Origin of the sequence: Bradyrhizobium sp. 1 (assembly GCF_023073315.1) — a bacterium.
In the GTDB taxonomy this organism is placed as follows: Bacteria; Pseudomonadota; Alphaproteobacteria; order Rhizobiales; family Xanthobacteraceae; genus Bradyrhizobium.
This window is the reverse complement of record NZ_JADPJH010000033.1, coordinates 516,001-529,777: the sequence shown is the minus strand read 5'-3', so window position 1 is coordinate 529,777 and position 13,777 is coordinate 516,001. Positions and strand designations below refer to the sequence as shown.

Annotated in this window: 13 protein-coding genes; all 13 read left to right on the top strand. The window is 57.7% G+C overall.

Annotated features, from left to right (window positions below; genetic code table 11):
• The 13 genes from IVB29_RS27490 (at nucleotide 1) to IVB29_RS27430 (ending at nucleotide 13,386) form a co-directional block, all read left to right on the top strand.
• Nucleotides 1-1,077, top strand: a complete 1,077-nt coding sequence (locus IVB29_RS27490) for a branched-chain amino acid ABC transporter permease (protein ID WP_247506538.1) — start codon at nucleotides 1-3, stop codon at nucleotides 1,075-1,077.
• On the top strand, nucleotides 1,074-1,838 hold the full coding sequence (locus IVB29_RS27485) for an ABC transporter ATP-binding protein (protein WP_247506537.1): 765 nt from the start codon (nucleotides 1,074-1,076) through the stop codon (nucleotides 1,836-1,838). The genes IVB29_RS27490 and IVB29_RS27485 overlap by 4 nt, the downstream gene beginning before the upstream one ends.
• Nucleotides 1,835-2,605 (top strand): ABC transporter ATP-binding protein, encoded by a 771-nt coding sequence (locus tag IVB29_RS27480; protein ID WP_247506536.1) that lies wholly within the window; start codon nucleotides 1,835-1,837, stop codon nucleotides 2,603-2,605. Before IVB29_RS27485 ends, IVB29_RS27480 begins: the two co-directional genes overlap by 4 nt.
• Nucleotides 2,581-4,434 (top strand): long-chain fatty acid--CoA ligase, encoded by a 1,854-nt coding sequence (locus tag IVB29_RS27475; protein ID WP_346731306.1) that lies wholly within the window; start codon nucleotides 2,581-2,583, stop codon nucleotides 4,432-4,434. Before IVB29_RS27480 ends, IVB29_RS27475 begins: the two co-directional genes overlap by 25 nt.
• A 24-nt stretch (nucleotides 4,435-4,458) precedes the next feature.
• Nucleotides 4,459-5,370, top strand: coding sequence for an SDR family NAD(P)-dependent oxidoreductase (locus IVB29_RS27470; RefSeq protein ID WP_247506535.1), 912 nt, complete (start codon nucleotides 4,459-4,461; stop codon nucleotides 5,368-5,370).
• 43 nt (nucleotides 5,371-5,413) lie between these two features.
• A complete protein-coding gene (locus IVB29_RS27465; protein ID WP_247506534.1) occupies nucleotides 5,414-6,583 on the top strand; it encodes an ABC transporter substrate-binding protein in 1,170 nt (389 codons plus the stop codon).
• 96 nt (nucleotides 6,584-6,679) lie between these two features.
• Entirely contained in the window at nucleotides 6,680-7,861 is a 1,182-nt protein-coding gene (locus IVB29_RS27460; protein WP_247506533.1) for an acyl-CoA dehydrogenase family protein, read from the top strand.
• 21 nt (nucleotides 7,862-7,882) lie between these two features.
• Nucleotides 7,883-8,980 carry an acyl-CoA dehydrogenase family protein gene (locus tag IVB29_RS27455; RefSeq protein WP_247506532.1) on the top strand — a complete coding sequence of 366 codons (1,098 nt, stop codon included), beginning with the start codon at nucleotides 7,883-7,885 and terminating at the stop codon, nucleotides 8,978-8,980.
• A complete protein-coding gene (locus IVB29_RS27450; RefSeq protein ID WP_247506531.1) occupies nucleotides 8,977-9,780 on the top strand; it encodes an enoyl-CoA hydratase-related protein in 804 nt (267 codons plus the stop codon). The genes IVB29_RS27455 and IVB29_RS27450 overlap by 4 nt, the downstream gene beginning before the upstream one ends.
• Nucleotides 9,767-10,936, top strand: coding sequence for a thiolase domain-containing protein (locus IVB29_RS27445; protein WP_247506530.1), 1,170 nt, complete (start codon nucleotides 9,767-9,769; stop codon nucleotides 10,934-10,936). Before IVB29_RS27450 ends, IVB29_RS27445 begins: the two co-directional genes overlap by 14 nt.
• 1 nt (nucleotide 10,937) lies before the next feature.
• Entirely contained in the window at nucleotides 10,938-11,336 is a 399-nt protein-coding gene (locus tag IVB29_RS27440) for an OB-fold domain-containing protein (RefSeq protein ID WP_247506529.1), read from the top strand.
• Complete coding sequence (locus IVB29_RS27435) at nucleotides 11,333-12,916, top strand: long-chain-fatty-acid--CoA ligase (protein ID WP_247506528.1); 1,584 nt, start codon at nucleotides 11,333-11,335, stop codon at nucleotides 12,914-12,916. Before IVB29_RS27440 ends, IVB29_RS27435 begins: the two co-directional genes overlap by 4 nt.
• A gap of 20 nt (nucleotides 12,917-12,936) precedes the next feature.
• On the top strand, nucleotides 12,937-13,386 hold the full coding sequence (locus IVB29_RS27430) for a MaoC family dehydratase (protein WP_247506527.1): 450 nt from the start codon (nucleotides 12,937-12,939) through the stop codon (nucleotides 13,384-13,386).
• Nucleotides 13,387-13,777: the final 391 nt, after the last annotated feature.

Here is a 13,777-nt window from a genome sequence, read left to right as displayed (position 1 = left end):
ATGCGGAGGATATTCAAAACACATTACAATCAGGACATCGATCTCTTCCGCGATGGGATTGATCGGAATATCTACTGCGGCCTGCTCGTAATTCTCCTTCTCTTGCCGCTCAGCGTTGGCAGTTTTTGGCTCGGCGAGATCTCGTACGCCCTTATTTTGAGCATCACGAGCGTCGGGCTGATGTTGCTGACGGGATTTGCCGGGCAAGTCTCCATCGGGCATGGGGCGTTCGTCGGAATTGGGGCCTACGCAAATGCGGTTCTTCTGACGTCCGGTTTGCCGCTTCCACTGTCGATCATCGGGGCGGTAGTGATCTCGACCCTTGTGGGAGCGCTTTTGGGTTATCCGGCGCTACGGCTGTCCGGTCTGTACCTTGCGATGGCGACGCTCGCTTTTACCTTCATCGTCGAACACGTGTTCGTTCATTGGGAGAGCATGACCGGTGGATTCGGCGGCATGAGTGTGCCTGCTGGGGTCATTCTCAATTATTCGATAATGGAAGGTGTCTCCTTCTACTATCTATGCTTGTTGTCCGCGGTAGGGGCGCTTTTGCTGGCTCGCAATATTCTTCGATCGCCAACGGGAAGGGCGTTCGTGTCGATCCGCGACAGCGAAGTTGCCGCGCAATCGATGGGAGTCAACCTAGCTTCGAAGAAGACGACGGCATTTGCGTTGTCGGCCGGCTTCGCCGGGCTTTCGGGAGCCCTGCTGGCCCATCGGATAGGGAGCTTAGCGCCGGACGCGTTCGGTGTACTTCTGTCGATCCAGCTGCTTCTGATGGTCGTCGTCGGCGGACTCGGATCGCTCCACGGTGCGATTTTCGGAGCGATTTTCGTATCGATGCTTCCACAAATCATTGCGGTGTTTCGCGATACCCTCCCAGATTCGTTGGCGCAGCAGCCCGGCCTGGAGCCGGGCCTGTTTGGCGCAATTCTGGTCGCATTCGTTCTGTTCGAGCCGGCCGGGATCAATGGCCGTTGGCAGAAGGTGAAGGCCTATTTCGCGCACTTCCCGATGCACAGAAAGGCGACATTCCGCCGGCAGAAGAACTTTACGAAATCGGAGCGGTTCCGATGACGCTCCTCAACGTGCGCGATCTGACGCTTAGCTTCGGTGGAGTTAAGGCCGTCAATGCGATTAGCTTTGACATCCAGGCCGGGGAGATCTTTACGATCATCGGACCGAACGGTGCCGGCAAGACAACGCTGTTCAATCTCCTGAGCCGGATCTACCGACCGACCGGCGGCGAGATCACGTTCGATGGAATGAATATTACGAACGTGGCCGCCCATCGGATCGCAAAACTGGGCATTGCGCGGACATTTCAGAATATCGAGCTCTTCGAGCATGCGTCGGTGCTGCACAACCTGCTCGTGGGACGGCAAGCACATGTCGAGACGAATGTGTTGCAGGAGATGCTGTTCCTCCCTTCGGTTCGAAAGCGGGAGTTGGAGCATCGCGATGTTGCCGAGCGGGTCATTGAGCTTCTTCGGCTGGAGCACGCGCGCGATGAACTGATTGCCAATCTTCCTTACGGGGTACGGAAGATCGTAGAAATCGCTCGCGCACTCTGCACGCAGCCAAAGCTGCTGCTGCTCGACGAGCCGTCTTCAGGGCTCAATCCGGAAGAGACGCACGATATTGGCTTCTGGATCCGGGATATCCGCGACGATCTCGGGATTACGATAGCGTTGGTGGAACATGACATGGGACTTGTCGGTCGCGTGTCGGATCGCGTGATGGCGATCGATCAAGGGCAAATGGTAGCCGTCGGTCGACCTGACGAAGTGCGTCAAAACCCGCAGGTGTTGTCGGCCTATCTCGGAATTCCCTCATGACGTCCGCTATCCTCGATGTGGCGAACATTGAAACGCACTACGGACCTATTGCGGCGCTTCGCGGCATTAGCCTGGCGGTCGAAGAGGGGAAGATCACCACCATCCTGGGCTCAAATGGTGCGGGAAAGACTACTGTGCTCAAGACGATAGCCGGTGCTCTCGATCCCACCCGTGGCCAAGTGCGGCTGCAAGGCCAAGAGATCCAGGGAATGGCGCCTGATGCGATCGCCCGCAAGGGGATTGCTCACGTTCCCGAGGGGCGAGAGATCTTTCCGTTTCTGTCGGTGGGTCAAAACCTGATGATGGGAGCGTACGCCCGCTCGGATAGGTCGGCGATGGCCGCAGACCTCGACCGCGTTCTGTCCTATTTCCCGAGACTTGTCGAATTGAGGACCAGGGCTGCAGGGACACTTTCGGGGGGTGAGCAGCAGATGGTAGCGATTGGCCGGGCCTTGATGAGCCGGCCTCGCGTCCTGCTGCTGGACGAGCCGTCGCTCGGCCTTTCCCCGCGACTGGTGAAGGAGGTGCTTGACGTCATCGTCCGCATCAATCGAGACGATAAACTGTCGGTTCTACTCGTCGAGCAGAACGTAGCGCAAGCGCTGCAGATAGCGCACTACGGCTATGTGATGGAACTTGGCCGGGTTGTGATGGCAGACACGTGCGATCAGCTTCGGACCAAAGCCGATATCCAGGAATTCTATCTCGGAATGAGAGCCGACGACGCGGGACCGAACCGGCGTTGGAAGAAGAAGACGTGGCGGTGAAACAGCGGCAGGTCATGGATATGGGATCGTCCACAGTCGCCCAATTATTCGCTCGTGCTTGTAGGGAGCGCGGAGAGGCTGTCGCGCTTCGAAAAAAGGAGCGAGGGATTTGGCGCGAGGTGACGTGGACGCAGTATGGCAGCTTCGCTCGCCAAGCCGGGCTCGGGATGGCAGCTTTGGGTGTCGGTCGCGGGGATACCATCTCGATCATCGCGGACCCGGTTCTGGAGTGGGTATATTCAGACCATGGAGCGCTGGGACTCGGCGCGGTTTCGAACGGCATCTACACCACGGACAGCCCGAGACAAGTTCAGTACATCCTCGAAGACAGCGGCACAGTTCTTTGCGTCGTGGAGAACCAAGAGCAATTGGATAAGGTGCTTGAGGTGCGGCATCTGTGTACCAAGCTTAGGTGGATCATCGTTTGCGACATGGAGGGGCTGCGGGGCCTGGACGACCCTATGGTCTTCAGTTTCGACAGATTGCTGGAGCTCGGCCAGCAGAGGGAGTCTGAAAAGCCGGACGAGTGGGAGACGGCCGTAGCCAACGGGCGGCCCGAAGATCTGGCAGTCCTCATCTATACCTCCGGCACGACAGGTATGTCGAAGGGGGTGATGCTGACCAACCGCAATCTCGCCAAGCTCATCGAGAACGGCACTCAGGCATTGAAGTTCAGGGCAGACGATGAGCAAGTGAGTTTTCTTCCGCTGTGCCACGTAGCGGAGCGGTCCTGGACCTCACTGTTTCCGCTGAAGGTTGGGCAGGTTGTCAATTTCGTCGAGAGCGTAGAAACGACCGCCGACAACATTCAGGAAGTGCAGCCCACGGCTCTCTTCGCGGTGCCGCGCTTTTGGGAGAAGTTCTATTCGAACGTGCAAGTCAAGATAAAAGAAGCGACACCTTTCAACAGGTGGTGCTACGAGCGCGCCATCGGCATAGGCTACCGGATCGCCGATGCGAAGCTGAGAGGAAGCCAGCCGCCACTTCCACTGACAGCGGCGTTCTTCTGCGCCAACCATCTCGTGCTCAGCAACATCAAGCGCATGATCGGCATCAATCGTAGCCGATTCCTCGTTACCGGGGCCGCTCCGATCGCTCCCGAGCTCATACGATGGTACTTCGCGCTGGGCGTCCCGATGCTCGAGCTCTATGGCATGACCGAAACGTCAGGTATCGCAACTGCGCCCCCATGTGACGAATACAGGCTTGGCAGTGTCGGCAAGCCTGTTCCGGGGATGGAGTTCCGCCTAGGGGACGGCGAAGAAATCCAGCTCAAAGGAGCGAACATTTTCGAGGGCTATCGCAACCTGCCGGAGAAGATGGCGGAGACGTTTGTCGATGGCTGGCTCAAGACGGGTGATGTCGGGCGTGTCGATGCGGACGGGTGGGTGTACGTCACAGACAGGCTGAAGGATATCCTCATCACGGCCGGAGGAAAGAACATCACTCCGTCCGAAATCGAGAACCAGCTCAAATTCTCTCCCTATATCGCTGACGCCGTCGTTCTGGGCGACAAGAGGAAGTTTCTGTCTTGTCTCATAATGATCGACCACGAGAACGTCGCCCAGTTCGCACAGGACCGAGCGATTCCCTTTACCGACTATCAATCGCTGTGCCGAGCGCCAGAGATACGTCGGTTGATGGGCGATCAGGTCGAGATCGTCAATCAACGGTTCTCGCGAGTGGAGGCCATCCGTAAGTTCCACCTGATCGAGGAACTGTTGACCACGGAAGACGAGGAATTGACGCCGACCATGAAGCTGAAGCGCAAAGCGGTCGAGCGACGATATCAGAGCGCGATTGAAGAAATGTACGCCGAAGGGCGTTAACGCCCAGATCTACGGAGAACAGAGATGACAGTTCGATTGGACGGACGTGTGGCCATTGTCACGGGAGCGGGCGCGGGACTTGGACGCGAGCATGCACTTCTACTCGCCAGGCTCGGAGCAAAGGTCGTGGTGAACGATCTTGGCGGCGGCGTGGACGGTACGGGCAATGGCAACGCAGCCGCCGACAAGGTCGTGGAGGAAATCAAGGAAGCCGGAGGCGAGGCCGCCGCGAACTACGACAGCGTAGCGAGCGCCGAGGGCGCTGAAAGGATCGTGAAGACGGCCCAGGAAAGGTTCGGAGGTCTTCATGTGCTGGTCAACAATGCGGGAATTCTCCGAGACAAGAGCTTTGCGAAAATGTCGATGGAGGACTTCAACGCTGTCCTTCAGGTGCATCTCCTGGGCACGACCTACTGCACGAAGGCTGCATGGCCGGTCATGCTCGAGCAGGAGTACGGCAGGATCGTCGTAACGACGTCGATAGCGGGCACGAGCGGAAATTTCGGCCAAGCGAACTACGGGACGGCAAAGATGGGCATGCTGGGCCTCATGAATTGTCTCGCCATCGAGGGGAGACGCAAGAATGTCCTGATCAATGCCGTATCTCCTGGCGCGAACACTCGAATGACGGTTGGGCTTGTCGCGGAATCGATCGTGGAGCACATGGGTCCGCAGCAGGTATCTCCTGCCGTAGCGTATCTCTCGAGCGAGCTGTGTCAGGACAGTGGTCACATCATCACCGCGGGGGCCGGAGGATTTGGTCGCATCCACTTCTTTGAAACAGAGGGCGTGCAGTTCAATCCTTCCAAGCAAATCAGCGCGGACATGTTCGCCGAGAAGTATGGGCAGATCTCTGATCTGAAGACCGCGACGCCGACGACGCCCGGGCCGGCGGGGCGGCTGGAAGATAGGCTGAAGTTGTTGCGTAGCAGCTGAGTGACGCCGCCGCAAATATTTCAAAGGATTTGGAGGGGTAGAAATGAAGACAGCAACGTTGGTGTTGGGAATTGGTGCGCTCGGTATGTCGGGCGGATTTGCTTCCGAAGTTAATGGAGTGACGAAGGACGAGATCCGCCTCGGTTCGCATCTGGACCTAAGCGGTCCCGCAGCGAATTTCGGTGTGGCAGCGGCGGACGCCTTCCGTATGAAGGCGGACGAAATCAACAATAAGGGCGGCATTCACGGGCGAAAGATCAAGGTCATCATCGAAGATTCCCAATATCAAGTGCCGCGTGCCGTGCAGGCGGCGAATAAGCTGATTAACCACGACGGCATCTTCGCGATGATCGGTGGATTGGGAACGGCGATGAACAACGCCGTGTTGCCGCTTCAGTTGAAGGAAAACATTCCGAATCTGTTTCCGACCGGCCAGGCGCGGGCCATGTGGGAGCCGTTTCATCCGCTGAAGTTCGCTGCGACATCGAGCTACTACGATCAAATTCGATCCGGGCTGAAGTACGTCATTACGCACTCGAAAGCGACGTCCGTATGCGCTCTCACGCAGAACACGGAATTTGGAAAGGAGTTCGTCGAGGGCATCATCGACCAGGCGCAGGCCGACGGCGTCAAGCTTACAAAATCGCTGACCTACAAGCCCCGCGATACTGATTTCACTACGCAGATCCTCGAACTCAAAGAAGCCAACTGCGGTGTCATCGCGCTGGGGTCACTGGCTCGCGATACAATTCTGATCTACACCGCAGCGCGGCAGAATGGGATCGACGCACCCATCGTCGGCGGATCGGCGAGTTACGACCCGACAATCTCGGCGGCCCCCGGTATGTCCGGTCTGTATGCCGCAGTACCTACGATTGTGCCGGATCCGGAGAAGGCGCCCCCGGAAGCAAAGGCGGAGATGGACAAATTCAAGTCGCGCTTTGGCATCGAGTTGAATGCCACTGCGATCAACGCGCTTGTAGCCTTGGATCTCACAGCTTTGGCGCTCGAGCGAGCGGGTCCAGACTTGACGGTCGAAAGATTCGTCAAGGCCCTTGAAGGTATCAAGAACTATTCGACCATTTGGGATACGCCGATTCAGAATTACGGGCCTGACGTACACCAAGGTTCTCGCGTATCCTTTCTTTGCGAGGTAAAGGGCGGAAAGTTCGAAAAGGTTAGCGGTCCAATCGGTTATGCGAGCGAGAAGTAGTCCAGAACTGATTGTGACCCTTACGATCCGCGGCCTCAGCGACCTTCGTCGAAGGAGGTACGTCGATCCGCGTGCTGCGAGCCATCGAGGTGCTGAATGAATCTTCTGTCAAAGCCGGAGCTGCTCGAATTCCGAGCGGAAGTGCGCGGGTTTCTCTCCGAGAACCTTCCCGCGGAATTGTCCGACCGGGCAAGTTGCCACGCTCATCTGTCGAGAGAAGACATCGTTGCTTGGCACAAGATTCTGTATAGGCGGGGATGGTCGGCGCCGAGTTGGCCGAAGGAATTCGGCGGTCCTGGTTGGTCCGGAGCCCAGCGATATATCTTTGAGGAGGAATGCGCGGCGGCGGACGCGCCGGTCCTGTCGCCGTTCGGAATCACGATGGTCGGTCCGGTCATCTACACCTTTGGAACGCCGGCTCAGAAGCAGGCATTTCTTCCGAAGATCGTGTCCATGGATCACGTCTGGTGTCAGGGCTTTTCCGAGCCTGGTTCGGGCTCCGACCTTGCGTCTCTCAGCACGCGAGCGGTGTCGGACGGTGATGATTACGTTGTCAACGGGACCAAGATATGGACCAGCGAAGCCCACTATTCCGATTGGATCTTCTGCCTCGTGCGTACTGACCAAGGAGCAAAGCCCCAGTCCGGAATCACGTTCTTGCTGATCGACCTCAGGACCCCAGGAATCAGTGTGCGCCCGATCATCTCTATCGATGGCGGGCACAGCCTCAACCAAGTGTTTTTCGAGGATGTCCGCGTTCCCAAAGGAAACCGCATAGGTGAAGAAAACCGTGGATGGACCTATGCAAAGTTTCTCTTGTCCTACGAACGGATTTTGACAGCCGATGCAGCTCGATCCAAGCGCCGCCTGGCCCGTCTCAAGGAAATCGCATCGTCCTTTGCCACAGGCTGGCTGCTGACCGAGGCTCCGTGTGTTGCCAAGCGCATAGCAGCACTTGAGATTGAGGTTATGGCACTGGAGAGTCTAACTATAGATACGCTCTTGAAGGACGAGCGCGGTGAGGCGTTGGCCGTCGAGCCGAGCATACTCAAGTTGCGGGGATCGGAAGTTCTACAGCGTATCCTCGAGCTAACATGCGACGTGCTGGGCCCGGACGCACTGGCATACGAGCATCGTGTATTGCCGAAGGGAAATGCAGCATTCCCAACCTATGCTGCGGGGAGAGTGGAAGAGTATCTCTACCGACGCGCGGCGACAATCTACGGCGGCTCCAGCGAGGTTCAACACAATATTATCGCGAAAGCGATTTTCGGCTAGCGATCGGAGCGGTGGACATAAATGTTTCAGGAACTGAGTGAAGAACGGCGGATTCTGTCTGCGAGTATCGATAGTTGGCTGAGAGCGAACTATCCACTTCCCGCTGCGCGTCAGCACGGCCCGGCTAATTGGAAGCAGTTCGCCGAGTTGGGCTGGCTTGCGCTCGCCATCCCGTCAAGTTGCTCCGGACTCGGCGGAAGCGCGGTCGATTTAGCATTGCTGGCCGAAGCTTTCGGGCGCTATCTGGTAGATGAGCCGTATTTGGCGACAGCGGTGCTCTGCGCAGGATTGATCGAAGCCTGCGGTAGCGATGAGCAGCGTACGACATGGTTGGCCGAGATTGCGGCAGGCGATCGCACGTGGGCATTTGGCCTCTATGAACCCGGCACCCAATACAGGTACGGGGAACCGGCGGTGATCGCATCAGAAGCTGCCGGGAGAACGATCCTGAGCGGAACCAAGAGCGCGGTCGAGGGAGCGGCGATCGCCGACCGCATCATCATACTTGCGAGCGATCCGAAGGGCACGAGGGGCCTCTTCATCGTCGACCGCTGGGGCGAGGGCGTTCGCGTTGATACCGTCGGATCTGTCGACGGACGTCAGATTTCGGCTGTAGTGCTTGAGGGAGCTCCGGTTCTTGCTAGGCTTGGTGCGGCTGCGGATAAAATCTCGAGCATAGATGATGTGCTGGCTCGAGCTCTGGTGTTTCTGTGCGCGCAGGCGGTGGGCGCGATGCAGGCGACTTACGATCAGACCGTCGACTACTTGCAGACACGCAAACAGTTCTCTCAGCGCTTGAGCGACTTCCAGGTTCTGCGTCATCGCGTGGTGGACATGCGAGTGGAAATTGAATTGTGCCGGTCGTTGGTAGCGGCGGCTGCCCGGGCGGTAGAGGCCAATTCGAACCATCTAATCGCAGCGACCTCTGCGAAGGCAATGGTCGGAAAAGCAGGGCGATTTGTCGCCCAACAAGCCATTCAACTCCATGGCGGCATGGGAATGACCGATGAGCTTTGTGTGGGCCATTATCTGAAGCGATTGATGGCCATCGACGCGACGTTAGGTAACGCTGATTTTCATGAGAGGCGCTTCGTCATGCTCGGCCAGGTGGCACAATGACAGATCAAGTTCTCTTCGATGTGAGAGATAATGTGGCGACTATCACGTTGAATGCTCCAGCGGTCCTCAACGCGGTGTCTACGGAAATGCTGGTCGCGATGCAAGAAGCCCTGGCCAAGGTGGCCGAGCGGAGCCGGCAAATCCGTTGCGTCGTGCTCACTGGCGAGGGCCGCGCATTTTGTGCAGGCGCAGATCTCGGGCACATCGATACCACTAGTGCAATATCTCCCCTTGAATCGCTCTACCATCCGCTGGTTAGGAGGTTGCGCGATTTGCCCGTGCCGTTCATGACGGTGGTCAATGGGCTTGCCGCAGGTGTGGGAATGTCGCTTGCCCTGATGGGCGACTTCATTCTTTGCGCGAAGTCGGCGTACTTTCTACAAGCGTTTCGGAATGTGGGACTAGTCCCCGATGGAGGCGCGACGTGGCTGCTGCCGCGAATTGTGGGGAGGCCAAGGGCGATGCGGTTGTCATTGCTGGCTGAGAAACTGCCGAGTGACACCGCGATGCAATGGGGACTCGTCAGCGAGGTCGTCGAAGATGGCGATTTGCGAGAGGCCGCGGCGAGGTACGCGCAACGCCTCGCGGACGGACCGACATATGCACTGGCGCTCACTCGAGCGCTCTATTGGCGGAGCGATGTAAACAGTCTCGAAGATCAGTTGGATCTCGAGAATACGTTCCAGCGAAAGGCGATGGGCGCTCCTGAGTTTATGGAGGGCGTCGCAGCATTCAAGGATAAGCGAAAGCCATGTTTTCGAGAAATGGCGCTGAAGGAGAGTGAAATTGACTGGGGATAACGCAGCGTTCGTGGTCGGCGCCTACGAGCATCCAACCCGCAAGGCTGAAGGGAAGACCGTCGCTCAGTTACATGCGGAGGCGGCGCGTGGCGCGCTCGCAGACGCGGGGCTCTCCATGCGCGACGTAGACGGGTACTTCTGCGCCGGCGACGCACCTGGATTGGGTCCAATGTCAATGGTCGAGTACCTTGGCTTGAGGCCAAGATACGTCGAAACGACCGAAACAGGCGGTTCGTCCTATCTCATCGGTGTCGCCCACATGGCTCGAGCGATCGTGGCGGGGCGTTGCTCGATTGGACTCATTACGCAGGCCGGCCGGCCTCGTACCGGTAGCGCGCCAGCAGCCGAGGGCCGATTTGCGACCGACCCGGAGACGCCGGATGTACCCTATGAGCTGCCCTTCCGTCCCAGTATCGTAAATTTGTATGGAATGTGCGCCAATCGGCACATGCATGAATTCGGTACGACCGGTGAACAATTGGCTTGGGTCAAGGTGGCAGCGTCTCACCACGCTCAGCACAATCCACATGCCATGCTGCGCAACGTTGTTACTGTCGAGGAAGTGATGAACTCCCCGATGATTGCTGACCCGTTGCACCGGCTTGATTGCTGCGTCGTGAGCGACGGCGGAGGAGCCGTGATTATTGCCGCCTCGGAGGTGGCCAAGAGCCTGTCGCGCCCGATGGTACGCATCAAGGGCAGCGGTGAAGCTATCAAGCATCCGGACAACGGTCGCATTGACCTGACATATTCAGGTGCAGTGTGGTCCGGCCCAGCCGCGTTTGAACAAGCGGGAGTGAGACCGTCAGACATCAAGTACGCATCGATCTATGACAGTTTCACGATTACGGTTCTCATGACGCTAGAGGATCTTGGATTTTGTAGAAAGGGCGAGGGCGGGAGGTTTGTCGCTGATGGCGGTCTCATTTCGGGGATCGGCAAATTGCCCGTCAATACCGATGGCGGTGGTTTGTGTAACAATCACCCGGCTAACCGCGGAGGCATGATCAAGATACTGGAGGCAGTTCGCCAGCTGCGCGGAGAGGCCCATCCAAACGTGCAAGTTGAGAATTGCGATCTTGCCGTCGCCCATGGGACCGGAGGTTACCTGGGCACGAGGCACGGCAGCGCCACCCTGATCCTGGAGAGAGCCTAAGATGACCGACGCAGCAGGAGGCAGCAGTCCGTTGCCTGACCGTGACGTGGCGCCGTTTTGGCGATCTAAAGGCGGGCGTCTGCTGATTCAGGCGTGCGAAGACTGCAACAAGTCCATTTGGTATCCTCGTCCCCATTGTCCTGATTGCTTTGGGCAAAGGCTTAAATGGCGTGAGGCGTCGGGGCGTGGCGAGATATATGCCTGCAGCGTCACGCGGCGCGGGGTACCCGAGCCATATGCGATCGCATACGTTGCACTCTCAGAAGGTCCGCGGATCCTCACGAATATCGTCGGTTGTGAGCTCGACAAACTTAAGATCGGAATGCCTGTCGAGGTCGTGTTTCGAGATGGCAAGGACGGACCCGTACCGTGCTTTCAACCGATTGAGGTGTCGCAATGACCGAGATGGGCCGACCTTCCGAGTATAAGATTGAGGAAGTGGCGGATATTACGCGACAGTATCGCCGCATTAAGCCGGATGCTCCTGCAATCACTTTCGAGGGACGAACGCAGACATATGAACAGCTCGACAAGAGAGCGAATTTGATTGCCGAAGCGCTTCTAAGCAAGGGATTGGGGGCGGGAGACCGTATCGCCTATTTTGCAAAGAATTCCGACACATTTGTCGAGCTATACCTCGCTTGCGCAAAGTCCCACGTCACGCTGGTGCCGATAAACTGGCGTCTGGCCTCGGTCGAGGTAGAATACATCCTTGCGGATAGTGAAGCCCGCCTCATTTTTGTTTCGGACGAATTTGAAGCCACTGCCTTTGCGTTGAAGGAGAAGATTCCCGGGGTAGTGGACGTCATCGGAATAGAGGGGGCGCGCGGCGTAGTGGGGCTCGAAAAATGGCTGGGCGAGCCCGCGGATGTCGACCCAAAGCTTGACGTCGTCCCGGATATAGCCGTGGTGCAGATGTACACGTCAGGAACGACCGGGCGCCCAAAGGGTGCACTGCTGTCGAATGCCAACGTTGTCGCGTCTCTGCACGCCGGCGATCAGGGCGCGCTGGGGGCGTGGGGGTATGACGATGTCATGCTCGTGGCGTTACCATTCTTCCATGTCGGAGGGGCTCAGATCGGGCTTCATATCCTTCATCAGGGCGGCCATATGGTTGTAATCCGAGACGCGAACGCGGAGAGCATCCTCATGGCGTTTGGCAAATGGCCTGTCACTCGAACGGGACTTGTGCCAGCGGTTCTGCAATTTTGCTTGGATCATGAACTCTGTAAAACGACGGACTTTTCATCACTGAAGACCGTGACCTACGGCGGATCACCAATCTCCGAGAACCTGTTTCGGAGAGCAAAGCAGACGCTCGGCTGCGAATTGATCCATATGTTTGCGATGACGGAAACGACCGCTATCGGCACGGTGTTGCTGCCCCAGGAATATGAGCAGGGACCCGAGGAGCGCCAACGGTCCATTGGAAGAGCCGCAGCATCAATGCAGGTAAGAGTCGTCAAGCCAGACGGATCTGAGACTGCGCCGCGCGAGGTAGGCGAGATCGTGGTCAAAGGTCCATGCGTGTTTTCAGGTTATTGGAAGCTCGCTGAAGCATCGGCGCAGGCAATTCGGGATGGATGGTTTCATACCGGTGATGCGGGATATACCGATGAAGCTGGGTATCTCTATATCCATGATCGCATCAAAGACATGATTATTTCGGGCGGTGAAAACGTGTATCCGGCGGAAATAGAGAATGTTCTATCGGATCATCCTGCCGTCAAGGACGTGGCCGTCATAGGCGTCCCGGACGAGAAGTGGGGTGAAGCTGTGAAGGCGGTCGTTGTTACCAGGACGGGCATTCTGGCCGATCAGGCAGACGTTATAGCTTTCGCACGAACGCGGTTGGCCGGCTACAAAGTACCGAAGAGTGTCGACTTCGTGGACGAGCTGCCGCGCAATTCGAGTGGGAAGCTTCTGAAGCGGCTGATCCGCGCTCCCTACTGGGATGGCAGAGCGCGCCAAGTCAACTAGTGAAATATGGAGAGGACCTCGTGAGAGCATTTAGCTCAGCAGATGAAGTGGCTGGCGCAGTTGGCGAGAAGCTGGGACCGAGCGATTGGGTAGAGGTGACGCAGGCGATGGTCGATGCGTTTGCAGCGGCCACGGGCGATCGACAATGGATTCATGTCGACACAGAGCGCGCGGCGCGTGAGGCCCCGGGCGGCAAGACGATAGCTCATGGATATCTGCTGCTATCATTGCTCGGGACCCTGATGCCAATGATTTTTCAGGTTGAGGCGATGCGTATCCTCAACTATGGCCTCGACAAGCTTCGTTTCCTGGCAGCAGTCCCTGTCGGATCGCGAATTCGTTTGCGACAAACCATCAAAGCGGCTGAGAAGGGGGCGTCCGGTTGGCGAGTTACCAACGCAATATCGATCGAAATCGAGGGGGCGGAGAAGCCCGCGATGATCGCCGACGTGATCTTCGTCTATTCATGACCGGCCCAGAAGGCGCTTCATCCCCCTACATCGGCTGTCGGGTCGATCAAGGTGTTGCCGTCGCTACGCTGAACCCGACCGGATCGCCTCAACGCAGTCGGTTTCAATATCCCGAAGCCGGTCAGCGGGCGTCCAGAGAACCAGGTCGGATTCGGTGCTACCAAGCGTCTGGCGATGATGCACGGTTCGCCGCCGGTAAGGCGAAGTTCTCATTTCCATTCACATGTCGTGGTACGGTGCCAGAGGTCGCATCGACCTGGTTCCTGACATGAATCATATCGTCGGAAAAGACATCTGACGGGTATCTGTCGGACCAAATGGACCCGGCCAACGAGGCGTCGGCGGCGGGACTATTTGCGCCAGCTGCATCCGGCCGGCGGGGTTCTGGCAG

Bases quoted from the DNA above. Each gene is read 5' to 3' on its own strand.
- IVB29_RS27490 (WP_247506538.1), top strand. From the start codon at position 1: ATGCGGAGGATATTCAAAACACATTACAATCAGGACATCGATCTCTTC.
- IVB29_RS27485 (WP_247506537.1), top strand. From the start codon at position 1,074: ATGACGCTCCTCAACGTGCGCGATCTGACGCTTAGCTTCGGTGGAGTT.
- IVB29_RS27480 (WP_247506536.1), top strand. From the start codon at position 1,835: ATGACGTCCGCTATCCTCGATGTGGCGAACATTGAAACGCACTACGGA.
- IVB29_RS27470 (WP_247506535.1), top strand. From the start codon at position 4,459: ATGACAGTTCGATTGGACGGACGTGTGGCCATTGTCACGGGAGCGGGC.
- IVB29_RS27465 (WP_247506534.1), top strand. From the start codon at position 5,414: ATGAAGACAGCAACGTTGGTGTTGGGAATTGGTGCGCTCGGTATGTCG.
- IVB29_RS27460 (WP_247506533.1), top strand. From the start codon at position 6,680: ATGAATCTTCTGTCAAAGCCGGAGCTGCTCGAATTCCGAGCGGAAGTG.
- IVB29_RS27455 (WP_247506532.1), top strand. From the start codon at position 7,883: ATGTTTCAGGAACTGAGTGAAGAACGGCGGATTCTGTCTGCGAGTATC.
- IVB29_RS27450 (WP_247506531.1), top strand. From the start codon at position 8,977: ATGACAGATCAAGTTCTCTTCGATGTGAGAGATAATGTGGCGACTATC.
- IVB29_RS27440 (WP_247506529.1), top strand. From the start codon at position 10,938: ATGACCGACGCAGCAGGAGGCAGCAGTCCGTTGCCTGACCGTGACGTG.
- IVB29_RS27435 (WP_247506528.1), top strand. From the start codon at position 11,333: ATGACCGAGATGGGCCGACCTTCCGAGTATAAGATTGAGGAAGTGGCG.